The organism is Alteromonas sp. D210916BOD_24, assembly GCF_047159385.1.
Lineage (GTDB): Bacteria > Pseudomonadota > Gammaproteobacteria > Enterobacterales > Alteromonadaceae > Alteromonas.
On sequence record NZ_AP038333.1, the window covers coordinates 167216 to 192698 of the forward strand.

General features: G+C 45.3%; 24 protein-coding genes and 2 tRNA genes. 16 read left to right on the forward strand and 10 right to left on the reverse strand.

The features are described from left to right. Positions 1 to 5 precede the first annotated feature (5 nt). Entirely contained in the window at positions 6 to 1256 is a 1251-nt protein-coding gene (locus ACMCM8_RS00700) for a flagellar assembly protein T N-terminal domain-containing protein (protein WP_412724471.1), read from the forward strand. 75 nt (positions 1257 to 1331) lie between these two features. On the opposite strand, the gene ACMCM8_RS00705 is transcribed toward ACMCM8_RS00700, so the two are convergent. Continuing rightward, positions 1332 to 2186 (reverse strand): Spy/CpxP family protein refolding chaperone, encoded by an 855-nt coding sequence (locus ACMCM8_RS00705; protein ID WP_412724473.1) that lies wholly within the window; start codon positions 2184 to 2186, stop codon positions 1332 to 1334. A gap of 228 nt (positions 2187 to 2414) precedes the next feature. Here ACMCM8_RS00705 and ACMCM8_RS00710 point away from each other — a divergent pair, with 228 nt between their 5' ends. The 7 genes from ACMCM8_RS00710 to ACMCM8_RS00740 all read left to right on the forward strand — a co-directional run bounded on the left by ACMCM8_RS00710 (position 2415) and on the right by ACMCM8_RS00740 (position 10806). Then, positions 2415 to 3158: a response regulator gene (locus ACMCM8_RS00710; RefSeq protein WP_412724475.1), complete on the forward strand. Its 744-nt coding sequence runs from the start codon at positions 2415 to 2417 to the stop codon at positions 3156 to 3158. Between the two features lie 2 nt (positions 3159 to 3160). Further along, positions 3161 to 4519, forward strand: coding sequence for an ATP-binding protein (locus ACMCM8_RS00715; RefSeq protein ID WP_412724477.1), 1359 nt, complete (start codon positions 3161 to 3163; stop codon positions 4517 to 4519). 40 nt (positions 4520 to 4559) lie between these two features. Further along, complete coding sequence (locus tag ACMCM8_RS00720; RefSeq protein ID WP_412724479.1) at positions 4560 to 5528, forward strand: alpha/beta fold hydrolase; 969 nt, start codon at positions 4560 to 4562, stop codon at positions 5526 to 5528. An 84-nt stretch (positions 5529 to 5612) separates the two neighbouring features. After that, entirely contained in the window at positions 5613 to 6077 is a 465-nt protein-coding gene (gene trmL, locus ACMCM8_RS00725) for a tRNA (uridine(34)/cytosine(34)/5-carboxymethylaminomethyluridine(34)-2'-O)-methyltransferase TrmL (RefSeq protein WP_412724481.1), read from the forward strand. A gap of 173 nt (positions 6078 to 6250) precedes the next feature. After that, the gene (locus ACMCM8_RS00730; RefSeq protein WP_412724483.1) at positions 6251 to 7429 is read left to right on the forward strand and encodes an efflux RND transporter periplasmic adaptor subunit; all 1179 of its coding nucleotides are present in this window, start codon (positions 6251 to 6253) and stop codon (positions 7427 to 7429) included. Between the two features lies 1 nt (position 7430). Then, the gene (locus ACMCM8_RS00735) at positions 7431 to 9392 is read left to right on the forward strand and encodes an ABC transporter permease (RefSeq protein ID WP_412724485.1); all 1962 of its coding nucleotides are present in this window, start codon (positions 7431 to 7433) and stop codon (positions 9390 to 9392) included. 4 nt (positions 9393 to 9396) lie between these two features. Next, a complete protein-coding gene (locus ACMCM8_RS00740; protein WP_412724487.1) occupies positions 9397 to 10806 on the forward strand; it encodes a TolC family protein in 1410 nt (469 codons plus the stop codon). A gap of 1 nt (position 10807) precedes the next feature. On the opposite strand, the gene gpsA is transcribed toward ACMCM8_RS00740, so the two are convergent. From gpsA to ACMCM8_RS00760, 4 genes are all read right to left on the reverse strand, one after another. Beyond that, positions 10808 to 11812 carry an NAD(P)H-dependent glycerol-3-phosphate dehydrogenase gene (gene gpsA, locus ACMCM8_RS00745; RefSeq protein WP_412724489.1) on the reverse strand — a complete coding sequence of 335 codons (1005 nt, stop codon included), beginning with the start codon at positions 11810 to 11812 and terminating at the stop codon, positions 10808 to 10810. 5 nt (positions 11813 to 11817) lie between these two features. Beyond that, positions 11818 to 12327, reverse strand: coding sequence for a protein-export chaperone SecB (gene secB, locus ACMCM8_RS00750; RefSeq protein ID WP_412724491.1), 510 nt, complete (start codon positions 12325 to 12327; stop codon positions 11818 to 11820). Between the two features lie 61 nt (positions 12328 to 12388). Next, positions 12389 to 12649: a glutaredoxin 3 gene (grxC, locus tag ACMCM8_RS00755; protein ID WP_412724493.1), complete on the reverse strand. Its 261-nt coding sequence runs from the start codon at positions 12647 to 12649 to the stop codon at positions 12389 to 12391. Positions 12650 to 12660: 11 nt separating this feature from the next. Beyond that, complete coding sequence (locus ACMCM8_RS00760; RefSeq protein ID WP_412724495.1) at positions 12661 to 13086, reverse strand: rhodanese-like domain-containing protein; 426 nt, start codon at positions 13084 to 13086, stop codon at positions 12661 to 12663. A gap of 245 nt (positions 13087 to 13331) precedes the next feature. Between ACMCM8_RS00760 and ACMCM8_RS00765 the strand changes: the two genes are divergently transcribed. Beyond that, positions 13332 to 14495 (forward strand): murein hydrolase activator EnvC family protein, encoded by a 1164-nt coding sequence (locus ACMCM8_RS00765; RefSeq protein WP_412724497.1) that lies wholly within the window; start codon positions 13332 to 13334, stop codon positions 14493 to 14495. 11 nt (positions 14496 to 14506) lie between these two features. Here the strand turns inward: ACMCM8_RS00765 and ACMCM8_RS00770 are convergent, their stop codons facing one another. Beyond that, the gene (locus tag ACMCM8_RS00770; RefSeq protein WP_412724499.1) at positions 14507 to 14878 is read right to left on the reverse strand and encodes a hypothetical protein; all 372 of its coding nucleotides are present in this window, start codon (positions 14876 to 14878) and stop codon (positions 14507 to 14509) included. A 215-nt stretch (positions 14879 to 15093) separates the two neighbouring features. Here ACMCM8_RS00770 and ACMCM8_RS00775 point away from each other — a divergent pair, with 215 nt between their 5' ends. Next, positions 15094 to 15939 (forward strand): divergent polysaccharide deacetylase family protein, encoded by an 846-nt coding sequence (locus tag ACMCM8_RS00775; RefSeq protein ID WP_412724501.1) that lies wholly within the window; start codon positions 15094 to 15096, stop codon positions 15937 to 15939. Positions 15940 to 16251: 312 nt separating this feature from the next. Further along, positions 16252 to 16680, forward strand: coding sequence for a MerC domain-containing protein (locus tag ACMCM8_RS00780; RefSeq protein ID WP_412724503.1), 429 nt, complete (start codon positions 16252 to 16254; stop codon positions 16678 to 16680). A 7-nt stretch (positions 16681 to 16687) separates the two neighbouring features. Here the strand turns inward: ACMCM8_RS00780 and ACMCM8_RS00785 are convergent, their stop codons facing one another. From ACMCM8_RS00785 to rsgA, 4 genes are all read right to left on the reverse strand, one after another. Continuing rightward, entirely contained in the window at positions 16688 to 17398 is a 711-nt protein-coding gene (locus ACMCM8_RS00785) for a glycerophosphodiester phosphodiesterase (RefSeq protein WP_412724505.1), read from the reverse strand. A gap of 19 nt (positions 17399 to 17417) precedes the next feature. Further along, positions 17418 to 18293 (reverse strand): DMT family transporter, encoded by an 876-nt coding sequence (locus tag ACMCM8_RS00790; RefSeq protein WP_412724507.1) that lies wholly within the window; start codon positions 18291 to 18293, stop codon positions 17418 to 17420. Positions 18294 to 18296: 3 nt separating this feature from the next. Then, positions 18297 to 19214 carry an archaetidylserine decarboxylase gene (asd, locus tag ACMCM8_RS00795; RefSeq protein ID WP_412724509.1) on the reverse strand — a complete coding sequence of 306 codons (918 nt, stop codon included), beginning with the start codon at positions 19212 to 19214 and terminating at the stop codon, positions 18297 to 18299. Between the two features lie 159 nt (positions 19215 to 19373). Next, on the reverse strand, positions 19374 to 20417 hold the full coding sequence (rsgA, locus tag ACMCM8_RS00800; protein WP_412724511.1) for a small ribosomal subunit biogenesis GTPase RsgA: 1044 nt from the start codon (positions 20415 to 20417) through the stop codon (positions 19374 to 19376). 85 nt (positions 20418 to 20502) lie between these two features. Between rsgA and orn the strand changes: the two genes are divergently transcribed. The 5 genes from orn (at position 20503) to ACMCM8_RS00825 (ending at position 25464) form a co-directional block, all read left to right on the forward strand. Beyond that, positions 20503 to 21048 carry an oligoribonuclease gene (orn, locus tag ACMCM8_RS00805; RefSeq protein WP_412724513.1) on the forward strand — a complete coding sequence of 182 codons (546 nt, stop codon included), beginning with the start codon at positions 20503 to 20505 and terminating at the stop codon, positions 21046 to 21048. A gap of 101 nt (positions 21049 to 21149) precedes the next feature. Beyond that, positions 21150 to 21225: transfer RNA gene (locus ACMCM8_RS00810), tRNA-Gly, on the forward strand. Between the two features lie 174 nt (positions 21226 to 21399). After that, positions 21400 to 21475: transfer RNA gene (locus ACMCM8_RS00815), tRNA-Gly, on the forward strand. 232 nt (positions 21476 to 21707) lie between these two features. Beyond that, positions 21708 to 22502: a cell envelope integrity protein TolA gene (locus tag ACMCM8_RS00820; RefSeq protein ID WP_412724515.1), complete on the forward strand. Its 795-nt coding sequence runs from the start codon at positions 21708 to 21710 to the stop codon at positions 22500 to 22502. A 490-nt stretch (positions 22503 to 22992) separates the two neighbouring features. Beyond that, complete coding sequence (locus ACMCM8_RS00825) at positions 22993 to 25464, forward strand: TonB-dependent receptor (RefSeq protein WP_412724517.1); 2472 nt, start codon at positions 22993 to 22995, stop codon at positions 25462 to 25464. The last annotated feature ends 19 nt before the right edge of the window (positions 25465 to 25483 follow it).

The following is a 25483-nucleotide window of genomic DNA, read 5'->3' on the forward strand; positions in this document are numbered from 1 at the left end:
TCTTCATGCTAGACACACGAGTATTTCACGTTGCTCAAGCTATGGGGGCATACGCAGTAGATAGACTGTTGAGGTTTCGCGCAACGCAAATACTGTGTTGTAGTGCTGTTTTAATAGGGTTTTCAGCAAATGTGATGGCGGGGTGGGTTCAGGGAGAAGCGACCATTGCGCTTGCAGGAGCCGATTTGGATGATGTACGCCAAACCGCCATACAAAACGCAGTAGCCGACGCGGCGTTCCAAAGTGGCGGGACTATTTTTGCAGAGGAAGTGATGGTGAATGGCTTGTTGCTTTCAAGTAAAGCAGAGATACGCTCACAGGGTCGAATACAGCGGGTTGAAATAATGAGTGAAACCGTCAAAGACGATCAGCTCACCGTGGTGGTCAATGTTAATATCACACCGTTGTTCGATTGTGAAAATAACGGCTTGGCTCATCGTGTTTTGGTCACCGAGTTTCCTTTGGTTGCACCAGAGCAAGCCGCTACAGGGCAACTCTATTTACTGGGGCGGCACGTGTCTCAGCGTTTTACACAGCAGCTAAACAGTCTGTATAACCCAGGTAATGTCAGTCAAGTGGGTCTTGCTTTGATTAAACCCGAATCATGGCTGGCAGAAAGCTTGTCAAATGAGGAATTAGTGTCGAAGTCGACCTTTTTACGCAGTAATTATGGTCAACAGTTTGTTATTTTCGGCTTTGTTAAGGATATTTCGCTTTTTGAACAGGTATCTCAGGCGTCCTCGTTGTTTGATAGTGACGAGGTAGCACTGAGACGCAACTTCACAATTCAAGTTTATGTGCTGGATACTTACCAAAGTAAAATAATATTTAATGATAGCTATCACAGCGAAGCGGACTGGACTTTTTCGTCTCACTATACAGTTGATATCAACAATAGCCTGATGTGGCGCAGCGACTATGGGCGGATGATGTTAAATACTATTCACGCGGCAGTGACAGACATCCATGCTGCGCTGCAATGCCAGACAACCTATGCGCAAGTACTCGATATCACGCCAGAATATATTGCCATCGATTTGGGTAAGAGTAGTCAACTTCAAAAAGGCGATAAATTTTTACTGGTAAAGCAACGAGGGCTGCCTGAATTAAGACAAACCAAAAGTGTCGGCTTGTTTAGAAGTGAAGCGATTACACTTGAAATAGATATGGTATCAGATGAAGTCAGTTTACTCCGGCGGACAGCGGGGACTGATGGCATTCAAGTGGGCGACTTGGTAACCCCTCTGCGAGATTAAGAGGGGCTAACAAGCGCCTTGACGTTGCACTGAATAAACACAGCGACGGTAAGTTAAAACACAATACGCGAAACGTTACGGAATAAGTAACTCGTGTAATTCCCGTCTTTCCTTATGTCTTGCCTTGAGTGTGGCTTGTTGATCGTCAGTCAGTACGGCAAACATAGCTTGTCTATGTTTTATTTTGGCAATGCCCGCGCCGATAAGATCTGCTTTATAGGTTTCTACCAACGCATTCCAGGTATCTTTGGAAAACGCCTCACTACGGATAAGTGAACGCTGTGCATCTCTGAAATTATGCATCGTTTCCCGATTGGCACTGGCAGTATCTTCGTAGGTTTCTTCGAGTGAAGCCAAGGCAGTTAGTTGTGCTTCAGTCAGTGCAATCCCTCTAAAAGGCGAATCCTCTTTAAAGGATGAACGTGGTTTATCCAGACTGCGTTTGTTGCCCCGTTGTGTAGGATCGCGGCGATCCTTGCCGTCGTGTTTTGCAAACATTTTGTGCTTTTTACGTGGCTCACCAGTAGGTTCAACATTTTCTTGCCGAGCCAGAATCTTGGCTTTTTGCTCTGGCGTCAAAATATTAAAAATCCCGTGACGAAGTTGAGCAAAGTCAAAATGTTTGTTCTCGCGGGCTTCGAATGTTGTTTTAACAAATTGGCTTATTTCTGCTTCACTTGCGTTGGTAAAATCGATAATGTTTTCGTAATCACGCCTAAAACCCTCCGTTGGGTGGGAGGCTTTAAAGGAGCGCACCAGGGTTTTTATTTGTTCCCGTTGGCTGTCACTGAGTGATAAGCCTCGAAGGTGGCTAGCCATTTCTTTAAATGGGTGAGGGTGACTTAGATTCGGGCCTGTTGGTTTCGCCATAGCAAGCCCACTTAAGCTAATCGTCGCTATTGTTGCACTAGCAATTAATAACTTTTTCATTGTCGTCTCCTGATTGTTCAGACAAAGTAAGATTAGCGTGTTAATCCAACAACGCAGTCAATTCACTGTAAAGCTTCTGTAAAGGTTATGCCGATTGGTATTTGTAAAGGTCTGAAAAGAGATAGTATGCAATTGTCAGTGTATCTGTTTGTGTTGTAGAGCACGATTTCAACCACAAAAGGTAGACAAATCAATGCAGAGCACCCGTCTTAAAGTTAAGGCGATTCAATGGATCAAGTAGTTAAAGAGTTAAATACCATGAGTTCAGATTTTCACTTCCAGTCTATCCTTGTTATCGACGATGATTTTGAGTTGTCCGAGATGCTTTGTACTTACCTTAAAAGCATGGGCTATCAAGTACAGGTATGCAACGACGGACAAGAAGGATTATCTGAAGCCGTTTCAGGCAAACATTATGATCTCATTTTACTTGATGTGATGATGCCCAAAATGGACGGATTTGACGTACTCAAAAAACTGCGTGCCAGCCATAGTACACCAGTATTGATGTTAACTGCGCGCGGTGATGATTACGATCGGATACTTGGCCTTGAGATGGGCGCTGACGATTACCTGCCAAAGCCGTTTAATCACAGGGAGTTAGTGGCGCGCATTAAGGCTATTGTGCGCCGTCACAATATTGCGGCGACAGGAGGGGGAATAGAGCAAGACCTTTTTGTAAATGGCGTTCATTTAAGCCCTGCGAGTCAGTTGGCTAAAATTGACGACGTTGAATTAACGCTGACTACCACTGAGTTTCAGATTTTACGTTTACTCATGTTGAACGCTGCTCAGCGCGTAACGAAAGAAGAGATAAGTTTGAAAATACTTGGAAAACCTCTTCAGGCTTTTGACCGAAGTATCGATATGCATGTGAGTAATCTACGCAAAAAAATAAGCGCCGTCGCGGTGGATGAAAAAATTAAAACCATCCGCGGGGTGGGGTATATGCTAATAATCGGTAGCCACTAATTATGCAGTTCTTGCGCAATATCAACCCTACCCGCGCTATTATGGGGCGTTTATTTTTATGGTTTTGGGCCACTTTTATTGTCACTGCGTTGTTGGCAGTGTGGGGCAGCCGGCTGTTTTTTGAAGACTTACAGGTCATCGACGTCAAACCTCGGGAGTTGGCAGACTTAAATCAGGTTGTAGAGCGAATTCAGCGTGAGCGCTTTACCGATCTACCTATCCATGAGGCACTCGATCGCAGTTCTAGAGGGGTAAGAGGGCGATTGGTGGCTGTTGCTTTAAATGACAATCGCTTAATAGCAGGCGGCGGACCTCCCCTACGTGAGAATGACAAAAAGGATTTATTAAGGCTGGTTGGGCAAAATGCACCTATTGCGGTAAAACGCGGTGCGCTAAAAATCATCGGTCCGGTCTTTTTCGAGCGAGAGACCACCCGTTATGCTTTATTTGTGGCTAAATTAGATATGCCCGAACAACAAGCCCCCCCGTTTGTCTTGTTTGTCATTATTGCCTTGGTTACCACCACATTGTTGAGTTGGCTTTTCGCCAAATCACTGACCAACCCTATCTTACATATACAGGGTTCGGCCAAACGCCTAGCAAGCGGGGACTGGCAAACCCGTGTGGGGCGAGCCGCTAAACGCCAAGATGAACTCGGGCAACTGGCACGAGACTTCAATAAAATGGCCGAGCAGCTTGAGACCATGTGGAGCGCACAAAAACGCTTGTTGGCAGACGTCTCACATGAACTTCGCTCTCCGTTAGCCAGACTGCAAATGGCACTGGGATTGGCGCATCAACAGGATGTTGATCCAGAAACCCTCATGCGCATAGAGCGGGAAGCCGATAGGATGGAGGCGCTTGTGAGTCAACTGCTTACGTTAAGTCGCGCAGAAGCCGGTGAAATCAACCGACACAAACAATCACTTTCAACAGCGTTATACGACGTGTTTACCGATGCACAGTTTGAAGCGGCTAATAAGAACAAACAGTTGCGTATTGCAGACGTTCCAAATTTAGTTGTCAATATAGATAGTATGTTGCTATGCAGGGCGGTTGAAAATGTGCTTCGCAATGCGATTAGACATAGCAAGTTAGTTACTGACGTCACCTTTAGCGATGACGCGCAAACCTGGTCTATTCACATCACTGACGACGGTGATGGACTGGCTGTAGAGGAATGTGACCGAGTTTTTGCTCCCTTTTATCGCGCTACGCTCGCCCGAGAACGTGAATCTGGAGGCGTGGGATTAGGGTTATCCATTGCAAAAGCTGCCGTTGAATTGCATCATGGGCGGATTATTGCAAAGCCAGCCACAAAGGGAGGATTGCGAGTTTCGCTATCTTTTCCTAAGTCATAACTACTTGCTTTGCGAAGATTGACTGGTAAATAGGTGACACATGGGTTGGACGCTGACGTCTGAAAATAACTTAGCAACCACATTGGCCAAGCAGATAAATCCGTTTTGGCAAGAGCAGGTTACACTGGGGCGCTTTAACGGAAAAGATGGTGTAACGGTAAGATTCGCATATTGTATTCCGCCTTCACCGAAAGCCACAGTGGTGATCAGTTCGGGGCGTATAGAGTCATACCTTAAGTACAAAGAGCTGATCTTTGATTTTTTTCAAAATGGTTTCGCTGTTTTTATTTTGGATCACAGAGGGCAAGGGTTGTCAGACCGCATGACTCGTGACCGCCAACACGGCTACGTAGCAAATTTTGATGATTATGTAGACGATCTCATCACTTTTATAGACACAGTGGTGGAACCCAATCAACAAGGTGAGTTGCATTTAGTATGTCACTCAATGGGAGGAGCCATTGGTGCACTTACGTTATTGCGTAGACCATACTTGTTTTCAAAAGCGGTATTGGCATCACCTATGTTCGGCATTAAGCCTGCTTTACCGAATTGGTTAGCAAATGGACTCATTCGTACTGGATTAGCCGTTAACCGAATGAAGAAGAAAGATGCCGGATATTTTTTTGGGCAAACACCTTACATCGCGTTTCCTTTTTCACTTAACAAATTAACCCATAGCAAAAGTCGCTACGCATTGTTTCGAGAGCTTTATGATGAAGAACAAGAAATTCAGTTGGGTGGAGTAACGACTGAGTGGCTTGCCGCTGCACATGAGGCGATGCATACCATAGAGCAAAGTGCGGGAGGAATAAGGACACCTGCCCTGATTCTTAGTGCTGATAGTGACACCATAATTGACAACAAACGCCAGCGAAAGGTGGCGCAGACCATGCCAAATGCCACGCTGGAAATTATACCCCGTGCGTACCACGAACTGTTTGCTGAGTCCGACGATATTCGGCAGCGCGTATTAACACGTGTATTCGATTTTCTTTCAGCGCCATAAATATCACCGTGTTAATACGTATTGATTTGTGATGAATAAGTGTAAAATGGCTGATTTAGCTGGTTCTAAGGGTACTTACCGAGCATGTTAGATATCGTACTTTATCAACCTGAGATACCCCCTAATACGGGTAACATTATTCGTTTGTGTGCAAACAGTGGCTTTACATTGCACCTTATTGAACCCCTGGGCTTTGATTGGGATGACAAGCGTGTACGCCGAGCTGGCTTAGATTATCATGAATTTGCTCATGTTAAGCGGCATGCCAATCTAGATGCGTATTTAGAAGATGCTAAGCCTAATCGTGTATTCGCCTGTACAACCAAAGGCAAAGCTTTTCACAGTGATGTCCAGTACAAGAAAGGTGATGCGCTTTTATTCGGTCCTGAGACCCGTGGTTTACCAAGTGATGTGATTGAATCATTGCCTCCGGAGCAACGTGTTCGCATTCCCATGTTGCCAGATAGTCGAAGCATGAATTTATCAAATGCAGTATCAGTTTTTGTCTATGAAAGTTGGCGCCAGTTTGGCTATGAAGGGGCACGTTAACCGTACAAAATGTATGGGTTTAAGTTCAGGTAAAGTCTGTTTTAATTAGTTAACTCAATAGGTTACGTTTCAATTCTTTCACTGTAAAGATAGCGTAAATGTAAAGATTGAGCCTCGTAGTCAATCTTTACATTCGCTATATTGCATTCTCATTTTACAATGGACCGAATGCTTTGAAATTCCCGTTTTCACTCAGATTCTTGCTGGTGGCTGCTATTGTTATTGCCACCACCCTTGCCGTCTATTCAATTTACTTTACGTCGCCACAAGGCACTGATTTTCTTTTTCAAGTCGCCCAGAAACAAGATATCGAAGTTAGTTTAGTTTCCACGGGGCAACTTGAGCCAAAGCGTCACGTAGAAGTGGGCGCTCAAGTATCAGGGCAAGTTGAAAAAATCTACGTTGAGGAAGGCGACGAAGTCGAAGAAGGGCAATTGCTAGTCGCAATAGACGCCAGAGTATTTGATACCCAGGTACAAAAAGCGCAGGCGGATTTAGACAGTAAAAAAGCGCAGCTAGAACAACTCCGAGCAGAGCGTGAACTCGCTGAAGTAAGAGCTAAGCGCAATGCAAACTTGTTTGAACAAAATGCGGTAAGCCAGGACGTGGTGGTGAGCAGCAACACTAACCTAAAGGTCATCGATACCAAAATCTCCGCCAGTATCGCACAAATTAAAGCAGATCAGGCTTCACTGGAAGGCGATATTACTAAATTGGGCTTTGCCAAGATTTACGCGCCGATATCAGGCACTATCGCCTCACTTAAAGTGCGTGAAGGGCAAACCTTAAATGCCAACCAAAATGCCCCTTTACTATTACAAATCTCTGATTTGTCGGTGATGACATTGCGCGCGGAAGTATCTGAGGCCGATGTACAAAAAATAACGCGAGGCATGCCAGTCTATTTCTCTACACTGGGCGATAACAAAACCTTTTACCATTCTACCGTTCGCCAGGTATTACCTACGCCTACGGTTCTCAATGACGTGGTACTTTATCAGGTGCTTATCGACATTGATAACACAGAACGTACTTTAATGGATGCCATGACAACACAAGTTTTCTTTGTCCAAGCACAGGAAAAGAATGCACTGTCAGTACCCCTAGCCGCGGTGAAAGGTGGCAATCAAAAGACGTTTGTATTACTTAAACAAGGCGACGATACAGTGCGCACTATGGTGAAAGTGGGCATTAAGAATAGAACACATATACAAATACTAGAGGGGCTGTCAGAGGGGGATCAAGTCGTCGTTGGCTTAGCGGATGGCAGCGCAACGTCTGCAACAACTACCCGTAAAATTCCTGGCGGACAGCCAGCAGAAGGCCCTCCTCGACGTCGCGACGGTTTCTAGCATGTCACTGATACAACTAGAAGGCGTTTCACGCTGTTATAAAACGGAAGGTGTCGAGGTAGTGGCATTAGACAACGTGTCATTATCTATCGAAAAAGGGGAGCTTGTAGCCATTATGGGCCAATCTGGCTCAGGTAAATCGACCCTAATGAACATTTTAGGTTGTCTGGATACACCGTCTCATGGTGAGTATCGCATTCATGGGCAGTCGGTTTCTGCCTTAAATCCCGATCAGCTGTCGGCACTTCGCCTTAAAACTTTTGGCTTTGTTTTTCAGCGTTACCAATTACTATCGTCTCTTAATGCAACGGAAAACGTTGCATTACCTGCAATTTATAGTGGAATGCCAACTGAAGCGCGTACGCAAAAAGCACAGCAGTTGCTGGATAAACTCGGCCTGTCAACGAGAAAAGAACATAAGCCTGGTGAGCTCTCTGGCGGACAACAGCAACGGGTATCAGTGGCGCGGGCGTTAATTAATGGTGCAGAAGTCATTTTAGCTGATGAGCCCACTGGCGCACTTGATTCAGCGAGTGGTGATCAGTTACTGGGGCTGCTTCGCGAATTACATGCCGAAGGTGTCACTGTTATCTTAATAACCCATGATAAAGCGGTTGCCGAGTGCGCCGACAGACAAATTCATTTACTCGATGGACGCATCGTCAGGGATACCGCGACTGAGCGATGCGCTAACCAGAGCACTGTGGTTAGCCCGCCTGCTGTGCCAGTAAATAACATGAATACAGAAAATACGACCATAAAGCCATATCCAAGTATCTCATTGATATCTGCGCTTTCTATGGCGTTTAGCGCCCTTAAGATGAACTGGTTTAGGACCTTGCTTACTTTACTTGGCATTATTATCGGTGTGGCGGCAGTGGTTACCATGATGGCTATGGGTGAAGGTGGCAAGCAGCAAGTGCTTGAGCGAATTGAGACGATAGGCACCAATTTGATCTCAGTTCGCCCTGGAGGCAGAAATATGCGTTCATCAGGCGATATCGCGTCGTTAACGTTAGATGATGCCAATGCGCTTAAAGCGTTATCAGGTGTCGCTTACGTGGCACCAGAGCGCAGTGCGCGTGCCACCATTCGCTACAGTGAAAATGACTTCTCAGGCCGAATTACCGGGACAACACCTGACTATTTTCACGCCAAAGATTGGCAAATGGCTCAGGGGGTTTTCTTCAGTGAAGAAGATGTTGCCGCTTTTGCCCCTGTTGTCGTGATAGGCAATACCGTTGCTGAAACCCTTTTTGAAGATAAATACCGCGCGGTGGGCGAGTACATTCTGATGCAGAATGGGTTTTATCAAGTCGTCGGTGTACTGCATTCAAAAGGGGCAAGCGCTGGTGGTAACGATATGGACGATGAAGTGCTAATTCCCATCACTACCGGACGCTTAAAGGTGTTTGGGCGAGATTACTTGAGCAGTATTACGATAAAAGCACAAAGTACTGATGTGGCGACGACAGTGAAAGACGCCGTACTTGCGTTGTTAACACAGCGACACGGGCAAGAAGATGTCATGGTACGTTCAACTGAATCTCTGGTTGAAGCGGTAACTGAAACTCAAGACACGCTAACAGTGTTGTTGGCTTCTGTGGCAGCCATCTCTCTTTTCGTAGGCGGGATTGGTGTAATGAATATCATGTTGGTTAATGTGTCAGAACGCAAACGCGAGATTGGCCTTCGCATTGCCACAGGGGCTAAACCCCGGGATATATTGCGTCAGTTCAACATCGAAGCATGGGTCGTGTGCGTATTGGGCGGCATATTCGGCATTCTATTAGGCTACATTGTCGTGATTATTATGGCCTCAGTGGGTGTACCTGTAGCCTACACAGCCTTGCCGCCTATATTGGCCTTTTTGACGTCACTCGCGGTTGGCTTAGTCTTTGGATATGCTCCCGCTCAAAAGGCCTCAAAGCTTAATCCTATTGATGCGCTGGCAGAGGAGTAACCCCATGCTTTCATTACCTTTAGCCATGCGATTGGTTACCATTTTAGTAGTGAGTATGCTGTTGATGACTGGCTGTGCGTATTCTCCGTCGACTGCGTTATCAAACACAAAAACAGCGGTTTTTACCGAGCAGCATCAGGCCTTACCCGAAAACACGCTTTCGACCCATTGGTGGCGAGTATTTAATGTGGCTCAGCTCGAACCATTAATGGCCGATCTTGAACGCGAAAATTTGAACCTGTCTCAGGCGAAAATGCGCATTACCCGAGCGCAAGCGTTACTAGTACAAGCAAAAGCGGGTGATATGCCTACATTGACGAGCCGTGTTACAGGTCGAAGTGGCAGAGATTTCACAACGGGAACATCAAGTCATGCTACCTCTGGAAGTGTGGGGCTAAGTTACGACGCTGACATTTGGGGTACGCGCGCTGCACAACAGCGCAGCCGACAACTCGGCGTAGACGCGGCGCAATACCAGTACACTGACGCCCTATTAGATATACAGGCACTATTTATCAGTACGTTACTTGAGCACATTTCACTTCGAGCTCGACTAGATATCGCCGTGCAAAATGTACAAACCAGTGATGCATTATTAAAACTGGTTCAAATTCGCTTTGAGGAAGGGGATACATCGGGCATTGAGGTATCGCAGCAGCGCAATACATTAATAAGTGCAGAATCAGAAGTATTAAAACTTCGCAATAGTCTGACCCTCAATGAAAGAGCGCTTGCTGCACTTCTGGGGAAAGACGAATCGCTTGTGCAGTCACCTCTGTTTACACCCGTGCTTTCCCTATCATTATCGGACTTCACAATTCCCGACTTGGCGCCACAACTCACTGCTGACGTTTTGCATCATCGCCCTGATATACAATTGGCTATTGCGCAGTTTAAACAGGCTGACTTAGCGTTTTATGAAGCGTCAGTTGCAGGCCTGCCTGGAATGAGTTTAAGTGCTGATGTTGGTGTTAGTGACTTACTTGAGCTTGCTAAGGGGTGGACGTTGGGCGCGGCCATTAGTTCGGCGGCGACATTATTTGATGGCGGCCGACTCGCGGCCGCAGAACAAGCGGCAAAAACTGATGTGGATATCGCCATTGTGCAATACCGACAGACAGTGATTGAGGCCACCCAAACGCTCTTGAACAGCCACACAAACCTGCTTTATCAGCGGCAAAATTATGCTTATACGCTGGCTTCGCAAGAAAACAACGAGCAGCTCTACAGGCTGGCAAGTGTGCGATATAAAGCGGGGGATACAGACTTTTTGAACTTGCTCAATGCGCAACGGAGCTATTTCTCTGCAAGGCAGGCAGTGATCAACGGGTATCAGAGTGTTTTGGAGGCGGTTGTGTCTGCGTATCGAGAAAGTGCTGGTGTGTCCATAGAACAAGAGGGAAGAAGCGTATAATTTACGCTTCTTGCTTTAAGTCTCGACCCAGCAGCGTAAGTGCTGCTTCTTTAGGTGATTTCCCGTGATACAGCACAGCATAGATTTGCTCACATATGGGCATTTCTACACCTACTTTTTGAGACAACACATGGACTTCTTCGGTATTGCGATAACCTTCCACTACTTGTCCTATTTCAGCCATAGCAAGATCTACACTTTTACCTTGGCCTAATGCGAGACCAAAGCGACGATTTCGCGACTGATTATCAGTACAAGTGAGTACTAGGTCACCTAAGCCGGCCATACCCATAAAGGTCTCTGGGTTCGCACCGAGTTTGACCCCTAAGCGGGTAAGCTCAGCTAAACCACGGGTTATCAGTGCTGTACGAGCATTGGCTCCAAAGCCAAGACCGTCAGCTAATCCCGCACCAATGGCGATCACATTTTTGACCGCACCGCCCAGCTGTACGCCAGTGAAGTCGGAATTTTTATAAACGCGAAACGACTTAGCACAATGGAGTTTGGCTGCAAACTCATCGCTTAAGGTATCATCGGTGGAAGACAATGAGATGGCCGTAGGTAAACCCGCCACCATTTCTTTCGCGAAGGTAGGGCCGGATAACACTGCCAAAGGATAATCAGTGCCTAAAATTTCCTCGGCAACGTCACGCAGCAACCTGCCTGTTTTAGGCTCTAAGCCTTTTGTCGCCCAAATAATGCGATGGTGTGGCTTAAGCAATGGCTTTAAGCTTTTGAGCATGTCACTGAAAGCGTGGCTTGGCACGACAATTAAAATATCCTGACTAGCCGCGACCACTTCTGGTAAATTTCCATTCACACTGAGTGCGTCGGGAAAGGTCGCTCCTGGTAAATAGCGCGCATTCTCCCTGGCTTCAGCTAATTCAGCCATATGAGCTTTGTCGCGACCCCATAACAATGTGGGGTTGCCATTTCTCGCGAGGCAAAAAGCAAGGGCGGTGCCATAAGAGCCCGCCCCTAATACAGAAACCGAATTCGACTTCACGTTAATTACGCGTCCATTTTCGGCGCTTCGCCTTGCGCTTGCTGTGCACGTTTTTGTACATATGCCGCGAAGATGGCGTCAAAGTTAACCGGTGCAAGGTTAAGCTGAGGGAATGTGCCACGGTTAACCAGGTTTGAAATGGCTTCACGGGCATATGGGAACAACATGTTAGGGCAGAAAGACCCTAGCGTGTGTGCTTTGTTCTGATCTGGCATATCGCCAATAGCAAAAATACCGGCTTGCTGAACTTCACATAAAAATGCAGTTTCGTCGCCAAGTGTTGCAGTTACTGTCACTGAAAGTACTACTTCGAATACGTTCTCATCTAATTTATTCGTTGCAGTATCGATGTCTAACTTAATTTCTGGCTTCCACTCTTTAGTGAAAATACCTGGCGTGTTAGGCGATTCAAAAGAGATATCTTTTGTGTAGATACGCTGAATATTGAACTGTGCACTCTGTTGCGCTTGTGCTTCAGTTGCTTCGCCGTTATTTGTCTGATTTTCGTCAGCCATGGGATTTCCTATTTAATTGTCGTTTTATTTAAATGCAGTCGTTATTGTACGCGCTGACGCTTTACGCTAAACCCAGCATTGGGTTCAGTTTACTTTGTGCTTCCAAAGCCATCATATCGTCACAGCCACCAATGTGCTGATCATCAATGAAGATTTGCGGTACCGTCCAGCCACCATTCGCGCGCTCAATCATTTCATCGCGAAGTTCGGGCTTCACATCAATGGGGTATTCAATAAAATCTACACCTTTTTGCGTGAGGAGCGCTTTGGCTCGCTGGCAATAAGGACAATGACCCTTGGTGTAAAGTTCTACTTTGCTCATAAGGTTACCTGTTATTTCGAAACGGGAAGGCTGGCGCTTTGCCATGCATTCATGCCGCCTTTTAATACACTCACATTCGCGAAGCCTGCTTTAAGCATCGCATTTGCTGTACCACGAGCCTGATTACCCATAGCGCATACTACGATAATGGGTTTGTCTTTACTGTTTTCAAGTTTCTTGAAGTTTTTCTCGCGCAATTCTTCGGGTTTAATTTGCTTTGCCCCCAGAATATGCCCTGATTTGAAATCTTTTGCAGGCCTTGTATCAAGTACAATAGCGTCTTCTTTATTCATAAGAAGTGTGGCTTCGTGCGTACCCAATTCTTTGACCGATGATGTCAATCCACTGATATAGCTAAATATCAGCATGGCAACCAGTGCTACCCAAATACCAGCAAGCACAATGTTGTTGCCAGCAAACTCAATTAGTTGATCCATTACCTCTAACCCTGTCTACAGACCATGAAAAGAGTGCAAAGTATATAGAAAAATGGCTGAGAAACCAGTCTGCCATGGCTTACAATCAAGACAGCCCATTTAAATTGCTTTAGATGATTGATATTACGACTAAATTGGACTGGGCATAGACGCTTGCCTCAGATACACTGACCCTACTAAGATAGGCCAGTGCGCGGCTTTAACGTAAAGTTCACCCTACAAATGACGGACATTGGAGTTTATTTATGTTTTCTCGTTTATTCTCTCCACGTTTAACATTGCTCTGCATCTTCGCGATTTTTCAGTGGAATGTCATAGCATTGGCGCAAGAGGATGATCCATCAAGCCAACGTGAGAAACTCGCCGAATTACAAGCCGAATTACGCGCACGACAACAGGTGCTGGAAAACAACAAAGCCAGCGCACAGGAATTAGAAGGGGTTTTGAAAACCTCTGAGCTGGAAATTGCAAAAATTGCCAAAGCTCTTTCACTTACCCAACAATCCCTAAAACAAGTGGAACAAGAACAAACCGCGCTAATTAACGAACAGAAAACGCTAAAGAGCGCTATTCGCCAACAACAATCTCTGTTGTCTAGTCAATTAAAAAGCGCCTTTATGGCGGGTCACTACGACTATGCAAAAATGCTTTTTTATCAAGACGACGCACGTACCTTTGAAAGGGTTATCACCTATTATCAATATGTCGCTAAGGCGCGGCAGCAGGAAATTGAAAGCTTTCGGGAAAACGTTGCGCGCTTAGAAACGGTAAATGCTGAACTTGAGCAAAAAGCACAATCGCTCGCTGCGCTTCAACTGGATCAGGAAAACCAGCGAGCAGTATTAATTACGCGTCAAGACGATAGAAAAGCCACCCTTAAAAAGATAAATAAGACTATTGCCAGTGAAAGCCAGCGTATAGAAGCACTGCAAGCCGATGAAAAAGCGTTAATTGATGCCATTGAAGTGGCACGTCTTGCGGCTGAACGCGCGGCCAGAGAAGCCAAGATTAGTTTAGATGGATTGGCAAAGTTGAAAGGTAAATTGACCGCGCCAGTTAAGGGGCGGATTAGAAACCTGTTTGGTAATCGACGACAAGGTCAAGTGCGTTGGAAGGGAATCATTATTGACGGCTCTGAAGGCTCGCCAGTAAACAGCATCGCGCCGGGGCGTGTGTTGTATGCTGATTGGCTTCGCGGTTTTGGCTTAGTGTCGATAATTGATCATGGCGATGGCTATATGAGTGTATACGGTCATAACCAGGCGCTCTTAAAGCAAGCGGGAGATGAAGTGAGGCAAAACGAACAAATTGCTTTGGTGGGGCGTAGTGGGGGACAAGAATACCCCAACCTCTATTTCGAAATTCGACACAAAGGTAAAGCCTTAAACCCCACTATCTGGTTTAACTAAACACACCTTTATTAGACTGTTGTCTCGAACGTGGCGGTAGGAGGTAATGGGCGTTGGGGCATACCTTTCTCCAGTCCAGCTAATTCACCCAACTGTTTCGCATCGAAGCCCGCTTGTTCCATCACACTTTCCAGCGATTCTCCGGGTTGAATTCCGGCTTCTTTAAACGCTTCAATAATTGCTTTGGCATCATCACCGGTTAACGAATCAGCATCATAGTTGGCTAAAATCGATTGAACGGTTTCTGTTTGCTGCTGATTGAGTTCGGTCTGCGGTGGTTTTGGGGGCCGCTGACCTGAAACGAATTGCTGATTGGATAGTGGTTCTTGAGTAGATGAAATCATATCGATACCTTTTTGCTTTGCTACTAAAGCGTTCAACATAGCGTTAAGCCGACTGTTACTTAAGTATCCAGAAACGTATTTACATAAGTTTTACGCTCCTTTACATAGAATGCGTGAATTTTTTATGCAGTTCTGGCGGTTAAGTCGCGTTGTTTTGTTGAATCTAAAGCACTTATTGGTATGCTAGGCATAAGACAAGCTAAATTGTCTAGTGCGCTTAAATAATAACGATATAAAAAAATGGATATTTATAGATGCGTTTGCGTCTTTTAATCACGTACTTTTGTTGTGTACTAAGTGGGTTCTATTGCCCGTGGGTTTCAGCAAAGTCGGACATAATTATAATATTAGATGACCTTGGTTACCGGCCATCCGATGTCGCTGCTTTCTCACTTCCTCGAGAAGTTGCTTTTTCCATTTTACCTCAAACTCCCCTGGCATCAGAAATAGCGCACCGTGCTGAAAAAGAGGGGCGCCCGGTAATGCTTCATATGCCAATGCAAGCCACTTCAGATAAAAATATGGGACCACTGGGACTGACTACCGATATGTTTGCCGGTGCTATCACATACACCTTGCGTAAAGCGATTAAAAGTATTCCCAATGCCATAGGCGTCAATAATCATATGGGAAGCGCCTTTACCGGTAAAGCTTCTGCCATGGAAGCGCTAATGAAGGAAATAAAGCGCCAAGGTTTGTTTTTTGTCGATAGCCGAACCACGGTATTAAGTAAAGGCAAAGAGATTGCCGAACGCTTTGCGGTGCCAAGTGCTAGCCGACATGTTTTTCTAGACCATCAGCTAGATGAAGATTTCCTTCTCTCACAGTTTAGAAAAATGAAACGTATAGCACGACAGAAAGGCGAAGTGGTGGTGATTGGTCATCCTCATCCTGAGACAATACGCTTTTTGCAACAGCACCTTCCCTCCCTTGAAAAAGAGGGCTTTAATCTTATTTCTGTGTCGGACCGCTTTGCAGATGCCCCTAAAGTAGCCAAGCGAAATCTTGGTTACGGTGACGCTGAAGGAGCTGAACTAGCAAGGCGTGAGGATAACCCTGTTAATCTGTCCGATATTTCCGAGTCTGCTCCCCACGAATAAAATGTTAACTTATTAATCGGTAAAGCGTTTTACTATTTTCTCGTCGGTTATTCCTGTCTACCGTTATCGTTCATTAGTCTAGTTTCGTCTCATTTATCACAAAATTTACTGTGTGGAGGTGTTTCATTGTCTGGATTCTGTTATAATATAACGTCTCTAGGGTGTGCTGATGTTTGCTGTCAGGATACTTACTCGCTGGGCAGGCTTTCTGACTTGACCATATAGCGTGATTATCAAAGTAAACAGCAAAGATCAACACGCTCTAGCGCTAATCGTATGACGTATATTATTTGCACGGCGGTATAAACGGTAATGAACCCAATTGATGAGAATCCAACAAAATTAGACAGACTAGGCATTTGGGTGTCGAGTTTGTGTGCGTTGCATTGTCTGGCGTTGCCCGTATTAGTACCGTTACTTCCTCTTATTGGTTCTAGTTTCTTTGCACAAGTTTGGTTTGAAAGAACGATCCTGACTTTTTCGATGTTGCTGGGCGCAGTGGCTCTGTTAAGCGGCGCATTGCGTTATCACGGAAAGTATTACCCACTGGTGTTATTGTTTAGTGGGGGGGCAATATACTGGAATAAGGATATTTTGGGTCATCACTACGAGCCTTTTACTATTGCGTTTGGCGCTTTGCTGATAGTAGCCGGTCACTGGGTGAATATGCGTCTTTATCGTCAGTGTAAATGTTGTAAGAAGACGGTCTTTTCAGAGCATTTGTCGACAGAGCTGAAGTAGTTATTCTTTAATATCGTGAAAGGCGATCTTGTCCCAATACGTCAATGGCGATGTCTGGGACGTTGGTAAAGATGCCACTCACCCCCCAATGTGCCAGCATCATCATATCTCTAGGCTCATCCACCGTGTAGACATATACCTTAAACCCCTCATCCGTGGCGGTTTGTACAAATTGCGGGTTTACCGCATCAAGAGCAATATTGATTGAGTATGCGCCTAAGGCTTTGGCGCTAGCGGTACAATCCAAATCATAGCTAGCAGTGAGTGCACCAATGTTAACTTCAGGCCACCGCTTCGTTATGTCTAACAGCCAGTGGTGATTGAAGGATGACACAAGTATTTGCTTAGCCGTTAGCGCGCTGTTTTGAACGGCACTCTTTACTTCCAATACCCATTTATCGACGTCATCAAGGTGCTTAATTTCTATGTTACAGTACTTGTCGCTTGGCACAGTGGCTATGGCTTGGGCTAGGGTAGGGATGACTTCTCCTTCTCCTATATTTAAAGAGAATAAGGACGACCATGGCGTATCTAGTAAATAGCCTTCTACGCGAGCTCTGCGCCTAAGCATTCTGTCGTGGAATACGACAATTCCCCCCTCGTGCTGATAGGTGTCAAACTCAATACCGTCAGCATCTTGCTGAAACGCTAACGTAAATGCTTTGATTGAATTTTCAGGCGCCGCTTTACTGGCTCCCCGGTGCGCATAGATTAGCATTCCCGCGTTATCCTTGGTGTTACGAGTTATTTGAATTATGTAACTTATGGGTATTGAGCGTTTCGTAAATAGACGCGGAAGTGATCAATATTCCGCCCAATAAGGTGCTCCAACCTGGTTTTTCATTAAGTAGTAACACGGCCAACAGCACTCCATATAAAGGCTGCATACAAGCGATCAAAGAAAATGTCTTTGCCCTTAAATGCCGCAGGCTGGTGGCAATCAACGCATGAGGTAAAGCCGTGAATACAGTGCCTAGAAGTATTAGCATAAGCCACGAGCTTGAGGATGCTTGCACGATTTCCTGACTACCTACAGGTAGCATTAACACGCTGATCACTAGGGTTTGCCACGCCATCGCCTGTGCGCCACTGTAGTGTTTAAAGTGTTTGCGATGGATAAGGTTTCTAAATGAATAGAGTACGGCGGAGCCAATACCTATCAACACGCCCAGTGTGACGTCATTTTCAAGAGAGGTCTCCGGTACAATGAGATACACCCCGAAAATGACCGTCAACGTAGATACAATATCTTGCCATACCAGTCTGACGCGTTCGAAAAAAGGTTCGATTAGCACTGTGATGACTGGAAAGGTGAACAGTGCGATCATACCTACAGAGACTCCAGCGTATTGCATTGCGGCAAAATAGGTAACCCAGTGAAGCGCCATCAGAAGGCCAAGTCCCACTGCAACGCCGTAATCTTTTTTAGAATTGAGTGTGATCTTGTCTTTGGCTATTTTCAAAAACGCAAAAAGGGCCAAGCAGGCAAATATTGAGCGCACTAACGTGATATCACTGGCAGTTAATGGCACTAATCGCGAAAAAAGCGCAGTGCCACCCAGTAATACAACGGTAAAGTGAAGGGATATCAGACTTTTTTTAACAGCATCCATAAACTAGCTGTCAGCGCCCTCAGATGCAGAATCATTCTCCTGCTGCGCGTCTTCTTTACCTTCTGTAGCGGCTACCTTACTTGCCATTGGCTCACCCAAACGGGTAACCATACCAGGCGCTAAATCGTCAAAATCGATCATGTCTTTTTCGAAACATACCACAATTGTAGAGCCCAACTTAAAGCGACCCAACTCAGCGCCTTTTTCAAGGGTAACTGCAGCTTCATTTTCATAGGTCCAGTGCTGCACATTTTTACCCGCAGGAGGGGTAACTGTTCCCGCCCACACGGTTTCGATGCTCGCCACAATAGTCGCGCCCACCAGTACCATAGCCATTTTTCCTACGGGGGTATCAAACAGCGCGACAACACGTTCATTACGCGCAAATAAGCCTGGGATGTTTTGTGCGGTAAGTGGGTTGACTGAAAAGAGCTCTCCCGGCACGTAAATCATGTCTGTTAGTGTGCCATCAACAGGCATATGTATTCTGTGATAATCGCGGGGCGCAAGGTAAATCGTGGCAAACTTACCGTTTTTAAACGGCGCGGCAATATCCGGTTTACCACCCAGTAATGTGGTGAGACTAAAATCATGCCCTTTTGCCTGAAATATACTGTCGCTTTTAATGTCGCCAAATTGGCTAACTGTGCCGTCTACCGCATGAATAAGAACGTCCTGGTTACCGTCAATATGACGAGCGCCAGGTTTTAGGGGGCGAGTAAAAAACGCATTAAAGCTACGGTAATGTGTAGGGTCTTCATGTAACGCCTCTGTCATATCAACATTGTATTGCTTGATAAACAGTTTGATGAAAAACGTGGTTACACTTCCCATTTCAGCCTCAGCAAGCATTCCCACTAGGCGGGAAAGTAAATGCTTAGGGGTTATGTACTGTAAATTAACCTTGAGCCAATCTAACACAAAATATCTCCAATTCTTTTACGGGGGCAATTGTACCTTAAGTCAACACGCTTCGGGCAACTTTAACATTATGGATACGATCAAATAGCTATAAGTCGTTTTGACTTTAGGAAGAAAATCCGCCTGCACTTGCGAGATCAAATGTTTCGCAAGTGCTACTTACGCCCCTGGTGGTAGGCTATGACTGGGCCGCTGTTCTTCCATAGTAGTTAATATTTTATGGTAGCTTTCGAAGCGTTCAGCACTAATTTTACCTTCCTCTACGGCTTCTCTTAAGAGGCACCCCGGGTCGTTCAAGTGCTTACAATCTCTGAATTTACACCCGCCTAAGTAGTCTCTGAACTCTTTGAAGCCCCAGGTGATGCGTTCTGTGGGAATGTGCCATAAGCCAAACTCACGTACCCCAGGCGAATCGATAAGGTCTCCACCAGCTGGCAAGTGCAAGAGTTTGGCGGCGGTGGTGGTGTGTTGGCCCAACCCTGAGTTATCAGATATTTCCCCCGTTAATTCATCTGCATCAGGCAGCACTTGATTGATCAAGCTCGACTTACCTACCCCAGATTGCCCGACAAATACGCTGATATTGTCATTGAGGTAGTGATTGAGTGCATCTATGCCTTCTTTGGTTTTACAGCTGGTAAACAGGACTTCGTAGCCAAGTTCCTCATAGGTTTTGAGCTGGGTTCGAACCAGTTCCCGTTCTTCATCACTCAAAAGCTCGACTTTATTGAGCACGATAAGTGGGGTTATGCCAATATCTTCGCAGGCCACTAAATAGCGATCGATGATATTAAGTGAAAGAGAGGGGAGAATGGCGCTTACCACAATAATACGGTCAATATTAGCGGCAATCGGCTTTATGCCATCGTAGTAGTCAGGGCGAGTGAGAACCGAGTGGCGATCTTTAACAATTTCTATAACGCCACTTACACCGGATTCAGCATCGTCACCTTTACTGAAAAATACTTTGTCACCGCACACCACGGAGTCCACCGTACGGCGAATATGACAACGTGAAACAACACCATGACTGTCTTCTACATCGGCATGTTTACCAAAGCGACCGATAACTGTGCCGCTTTCTAATGTGCTTTCATCAAGATTAGCTGTGCCTTTAGAGGCGTGCTTTTCACGCAAGCGCTTGCTTCTGTTCGCTGCAACTTGGCGCTTCTGTCGTTGTGTAAGTTTTGGTTTTTTCGCCACGATTCTTTTCTAGTTCACGTATACTATGCCAATGATAACGTTTGTAGGACATGGTTACCATGTCTGTCGCGCAATGAGGAACACAATGAGTAAACACGATAGCAACCTTGTATGGATCGATATGGAAATGACCGGGCTTGATCCTGAAACCTGTGTAGTAATGGAGATTGCTACTATTGTGACCGATGCTCAGCTTAATATTCTCGCAGAAGGGCCAGTAATTGCAGTGTATCAGCCTGATAGCGTGCTCGATAATATGGATGAGTGGTGTACCCGAGTACACGGAGAAAGCGGGCTGACTGCACGTTGTCGCGAAAGTCGCGTCAACGAAGCGCAAGCCGCACAGCAAACCATCGCATTTTTATCGCAGTGGGTAGATGCTGGCAAATCACCACTTTGTGGCAACACCATCGGACAAGACAGGCGCTTTATGGTGAAGTACATGCCAGAACTCGAGGCGTATTTTCATTACCGCAGTATTGATGTGAGTACGATTAAAGAACTTACCCGTCGCTGGAAGCCAGAAATTCTCGATGGTTTTACCAAGAAAGGCGTCCATTTGGCACTGGACGATATTCGCGAATCTATTGAAGAAATGCGCTACTACCGAGAGAAAGTGTTTACGATTTAGGCATTCACGCTAGAAGGGGCAAAAAAAGTAGAATTAAAGGTTGCGTTACCCCAAAATTTTTGTAAAATGCGCACCACTTCAAACGAAGTGCCTCTTTTGTTGCGGGAATAGCTCAGTTGGTAGAGCACGACCTTGCCAAGGTCGGGGTCGCGAGTTCGAATCTCGTTTCCCGCTCCAAATTTTAAAAGCTGATAGTAAATTTTACTTTCAGTGGGCGTGAAAAGCGCGACCCCTAGTGGGCCCGCGACCGAGTGTCGGCCAGTTGGCAAATCTCGTTTCCCGCTCCAAATTTTAAATCTGACCATTAGAAATCAGTTAGATTATCTATATGATGCAAAGCATCGACTCTATGCGGGAATAGCTCAGTTGGTAGAGCACGACCTTGCCAAGGTCGGGGTCGCGAGTTCGAATCTCGTTTCCCGCTCCAAATTTTCATACTATAAACTCAAAAATCCGCTTGGCTAGTTGTTTCTATGCGACCCCTTTTTGGGTCCGCGACCGAGTGTCGGGCATTTGGCTAATCTCGTTTCCCGCTCCAAATTTTCAAATTTAATACGCTAAAGTCCAAATTTAAGACAACTTTCTTTCAGTGAAGTTAATCTGAACTTATTGGTTGATTGAAGCTCAAATGCTACGTGCTTTTGCAAACGGATGCATTAATGATTGAGCAAAGGATTGATAGCAAAGGTGATGATTTCCATTCATTTTCTAAAACAAGTGCGCCACACACATTCACCTTTAGTGCTGTCACACTCTCTCTAGCAATCAATGGTTTGCTGCTAATTGCGCTAGCATTAAGTACGGATAGCAAGCCTTTTAATATGCAAGAAGTCAGACCACAATTGCTAAAAGCAATACTTTTGCGGCCAAATAAAGTGCTTCAACAAAAGCCAGTACCAATAAAGGTTGAAAGTAAACCAGAGTCGCCAGAAGTGAAAGGTACTAGCGCTAAACGTCGAACCGATAGTAATCAAGTAAAGACGCGTGATATTTCCCCTAATTTTAGAAATGCTATTAGTGACCCATCCTTACAGAAAGAACGCTTAGCAAAAGAAGTTTCTGAACCTGCGATCACAAAAAGAAAGGCTGCTACGTCAAAAGTTCAGCGCGCCACGCAAGACTATTTCAACCACCTAAATAAAGAACGCTTGCATGACATCGCAAGGCAATCATCTCGAAGTACCGCTGACACTACTACTCCACAGATAACTAATCCTCCCAGATATTACAAAACAAATGACAAAGCCGCTATCGAGGGTATTGAAATTGTTTTGGACTACAACACAATAAAGGGAAAAGTGTTCAGCTTTTTAAGTAGAAACAAGGGAGTGACAGTTGAAGATCGTGATATTCCTACCTTTTCAAACTCGACGTCCTTGCCCACTCAAGGAACGGTTAACTGTCGAGATAACAGCGGATTTAATGATTTTATAGATCGACGAGTAAACAAATAGCACGCTTTCTCCGCAGTATTCTTTTGAGGCTAAGGCGCACCACGACAGTCTGGATTTATTTTGGGTATTCATTCGAGTCGTAATGCACCAAATGGGGGCTCTATTGACTAATCTGGAAGCAAAATATATTAACATATTGTTATTTATATGGTTTTTATATAGTCATTTAATTGGAACTAAATAACTAAATGTCACTATATTAAAATTTTTGAGATAATTTGCATTTTAATTGAATAAATATCCGTATTGGCTCTGGCTTTTGCGATTTTTTATATTAAAATGCGCGCAAATTCCGGCACGTATTCTGCTGAAACAGGTAACGCTAGCCCTTTCAGCGATTAGGTCCTAATAAAAATAAAAACGCTATCGTGAACGAACCGGTACGCATATTTACCTATTTAACGCTAGAAACGCTTAATCAGAAGGACTCTGTTACTCCAAAGGAATGGGCTGGTGATTCTTTAGTAATGTCCATTTTAAGAGAGCGAACATGTACAATAAGAGTACTCCTTTCCACATCTCCGCTGTAGCAGTTGCAGTTTTAGCAGCTTGCTCAAGTCATGAGGCGCATGCCCAAACAGTATCAGTAGACGAGAAGCAAATTGAAACAGTAGAAGTGACGGCAACGCGCCGCAGTGGTTCACTTCAAGAAGTGCCAATTAATATTTCAGCGCTGACTTCTGACGTTTTAGATCAGCAGAACATCGAAGATTTAGATGGGGTTGCACGTTGGGTACCCGGTCTTACGGTAACTGACCAAGGCGGCCGTAATGACTCGCCGATTATCGTGCGCGGCTTAAATACTAATTCTTCAGGTCCGGGCTCAAATGGCGGCACGGTTGCGACTTATTTCGGTGACATTCCTCTTTTCCTTAATATGCGACTTGTTGATGTAGACCGCGTAGAGGTACTTATCGGTCCGCAAGGAACCTTGTACGGTGCTGGTACGCTAGGTGGTGCTATTCGCTATCTACCTAAGCAAGTTGATTTGGAATTTATGTCTGGTGAAGTCACGGGTGATCTATTTAGTGTCAGTGAAAGTGATTCGCTTGGCGGTGAAAGTAGCATTATTTTTAATGCCCCTCTTATCGAAGGGGAGTTGGGTGTTCGCGCGTCATTGAACTATTTTAATAACCCCGGCTTTTTAGATTACAACTACGTAGTGAGGGAAGCGGGTGTTTCACTGCCTGACCCTGATTGGTCAAACCAAGACGACGTCAATAGCAACCTTAAGCGCGTTGAAGATGCCAACGGTGAAGACACACTAACTGGCCGCATTGCTGTGCGCTGGGCGCCAAATGATTGGTTTGATAGTACTCTCACTTATTTCTATCAAAAGCAAGATGTTGAAGGTCGTTCAATTTCTCATTACAACGCGCTTTCTGAGCAAAACCCATTGAGTGATGTAGTAGGTAAATACGAATCGGCTTACCGCTATGAAGAGCCTCGCGAAAAACAAGATGAGCTTTTAAGCTTAGAAATGAAAGCCGATTTGGGCTTTGCGGAGTTGGTATCTGCGACGGGCTTATCAAACTTTGAAGCCACTGGCCAGCGAGATCAAACCGATTTACTTATTCGTTTAGATTACAGCTACGAAGAATTCCCAGCCTTCTCGGCCTACACCGAAGAGGTAGAAGAGCGTGAAGTGTTGACGCAGGAATTGCGTTTGGTGTCACAAACAGACGGCCCTTTGTCATGGATTGTGGGTGGGTTTTACTACGATTTAGACAGTGAAGGTAGTAGTAAAGAATTTACACCTAACTTTGATGCCTATGCTATTGAAGTATGGGGTGTAGAAGGTAATTATCGTCCTGACGCGCTTGAATATTATTCAGTTGATGTATCGGACGTGACCGAAAAAGCCTTGTTTGGTGAATTGACCTATGAATTAACTGATGACTGGGATGTCACGTTAGGTTTGCGTGCCTATGAGTATGAAGTGTCTTCTCGTTCTGCCGTTGACTTGCCTTTGTACTATTCAGTATTTGAAGGGCGAGATTCAGATTCTATCGTATTGGATTATGGTGAGACGCAGGCGGATGACAGTGGCACCTTGTTCAAGTTCAACACAAGCTATCAGTTTACCGATCAAACGATGGCGTATCTGACCATTAGCGAAGGGTTTAGAATTGGTGGTGCAAACGGCGTTGCGGCTTGCCCAGACAACGTTGATGAACTCAATAATCAGATTGTTTGTGCATTGGAAGAAGAACAGCTATACGAAGCGGATACGACACAGAACTACGAGCTAGGCGTTAAAACCAGTTTCTTTAGAAACAAGCTTCAACTAAATACCGCATTGTTCTACGTAGATTGGCAAGATCCGCAAGTTTCAGGTGCAACGATCAACGGCCAGCAGCCGATTACGGTTAACGCAAAAGGGGCTGAGTCTAAAGGGGCTGAGTTCTCTATGCGTGCAATTGTTGGTGACAACATAACCGCCTACGCGACCTACGCGTATACAAAAGCTCAATTAACTGCAGATGCACCATTCTTATTCGGTGTATTTGACGAACAAGGTACAGATCTACAAGATTATTACGACGGTAAAGATGGCGATCGTCTGCCGGGAACGGCTGAACATCAGTTCTCGTTCGGCATCACCTATAGCCAAGAAGTATTCGATGATAAAATGTTGAATGTTAACTATGGTATTACCGCGCAAAGCGATGTGTATACCACGGTGGGCTTGCGTCAGGATGGCGAAGCACTACCAGGCTTTGCCGTGAGTAATCTTAATGCCACTATTTCTGATGAAATGTGGTCAGTTACTTTGTACATCGATAATTTGTTTGATAAGTACGCCTTCACCTCAACCCGCAGAAATGTGGGAGATATTGGTCTTGGACAATTTAATGATACGTTAGAGCCTAACGGCATTGAGTTGCAGCGTAATTATGGCCATTACGTGCTGACGCCACGCACCATAGGATTGATGTTTAAGTATCAATTCGGCATGTAGTATAGTTATCGCATTGACG

Excerpts from the sequence above, each read along its gene's own strand:
- ACMCM8_RS00770 (WP_412724499.1), bottom strand. The coding sequence starts at position 14,878 with ATGTTGAACGCTTTAGTAGCAAAGCAAAAAGGTATCGATATGATTTCA.
- ACMCM8_RS00820 (WP_412724515.1), top strand. The coding sequence starts at position 21,708 with ATGATTGAGCAAAGGATTGATAGCAAAGGTGATGATTTCCATTCATTT.
- ACMCM8_RS00705 (WP_412724473.1), bottom strand. The coding sequence starts at position 2,186 with ATGAAAAAGTTATTAATTGCTAGTGCAACAATAGCGACGATTAGCTTA.
- orn (WP_412724513.1), top strand. The coding sequence starts at position 20,503 with ATGAGTAAACACGATAGCAACCTTGTATGGATCGATATGGAAATGACC.
- ACMCM8_RS00825 (WP_412724517.1), top strand. The coding sequence starts at position 22,993 with ATGTACAATAAGAGTACTCCTTTCCACATCTCCGCTGTAGCAGTTGCA.
- ACMCM8_RS00785 (WP_412724505.1), bottom strand. The coding sequence starts at position 17,398 with ATGCTAATCTATGCGCACCGGGGAGCCAGTAAAGCGGCGCCTGAAAAT.
- ACMCM8_RS00700 (WP_412724471.1), top strand. The coding sequence starts at position 6 with ATGCTAGACACACGAGTATTTCACGTTGCTCAAGCTATGGGGGCATAC.
- ACMCM8_RS00720 (WP_412724479.1), top strand. The coding sequence starts at position 4,560 with ATGGGTTGGACGCTGACGTCTGAAAATAACTTAGCAACCACATTGGCC.
- secB (WP_412724491.1), bottom strand. The coding sequence starts at position 12,327 with ATGGCTGACGAAAATCAGACAAATAACGGCGAAGCAACTGAAGCACAA.
- ACMCM8_RS00740 (WP_412724487.1), top strand. The coding sequence starts at position 9,397 with ATGCTTTCATTACCTTTAGCCATGCGATTGGTTACCATTTTAGTAGTG.
- grxC (WP_412724493.1), bottom strand. The coding sequence starts at position 12,649 with ATGAGCAAAGTAGAACTTTACACCAAGGGTCATTGTCCTTATTGCCAG.
- ACMCM8_RS00760 (WP_412724495.1), bottom strand. The coding sequence starts at position 13,086 with ATGGATCAACTAATTGAGTTTGCTGGCAACAACATTGTGCTTGCTGGT.
- ACMCM8_RS00765 (WP_412724497.1), top strand. The coding sequence starts at position 13,332 with ATGTTTTCTCGTTTATTCTCTCCACGTTTAACATTGCTCTGCATCTTC.
- ACMCM8_RS00775 (WP_412724501.1), top strand. The coding sequence starts at position 15,094 with ATGCGTTTGCGTCTTTTAATCACGTACTTTTGTTGTGTACTAAGTGGG.
- ACMCM8_RS00790 (WP_412724507.1), bottom strand. The coding sequence starts at position 18,293 with ATGGATGCTGTTAAAAAAAGTCTGATATCCCTTCACTTTACCGTTGTA.
- ACMCM8_RS00715 (WP_412724477.1), top strand. The coding sequence starts at position 3,161 with ATGCAGTTCTTGCGCAATATCAACCCTACCCGCGCTATTATGGGGCGT.
- ACMCM8_RS00710 (WP_412724475.1), top strand. The coding sequence starts at position 2,415 with ATGGATCAAGTAGTTAAAGAGTTAAATACCATGAGTTCAGATTTTCAC.
- trmL (WP_412724481.1), top strand. The coding sequence starts at position 5,613 with ATGTTAGATATCGTACTTTATCAACCTGAGATACCCCCTAATACGGGT.
- ACMCM8_RS00735 (WP_412724485.1), top strand. The coding sequence starts at position 7,431 with ATGTCACTGATACAACTAGAAGGCGTTTCACGCTGTTATAAAACGGAA.
- ACMCM8_RS00780 (WP_412724503.1), top strand. The coding sequence starts at position 16,252 with ATGAACCCAATTGATGAGAATCCAACAAAATTAGACAGACTAGGCATT.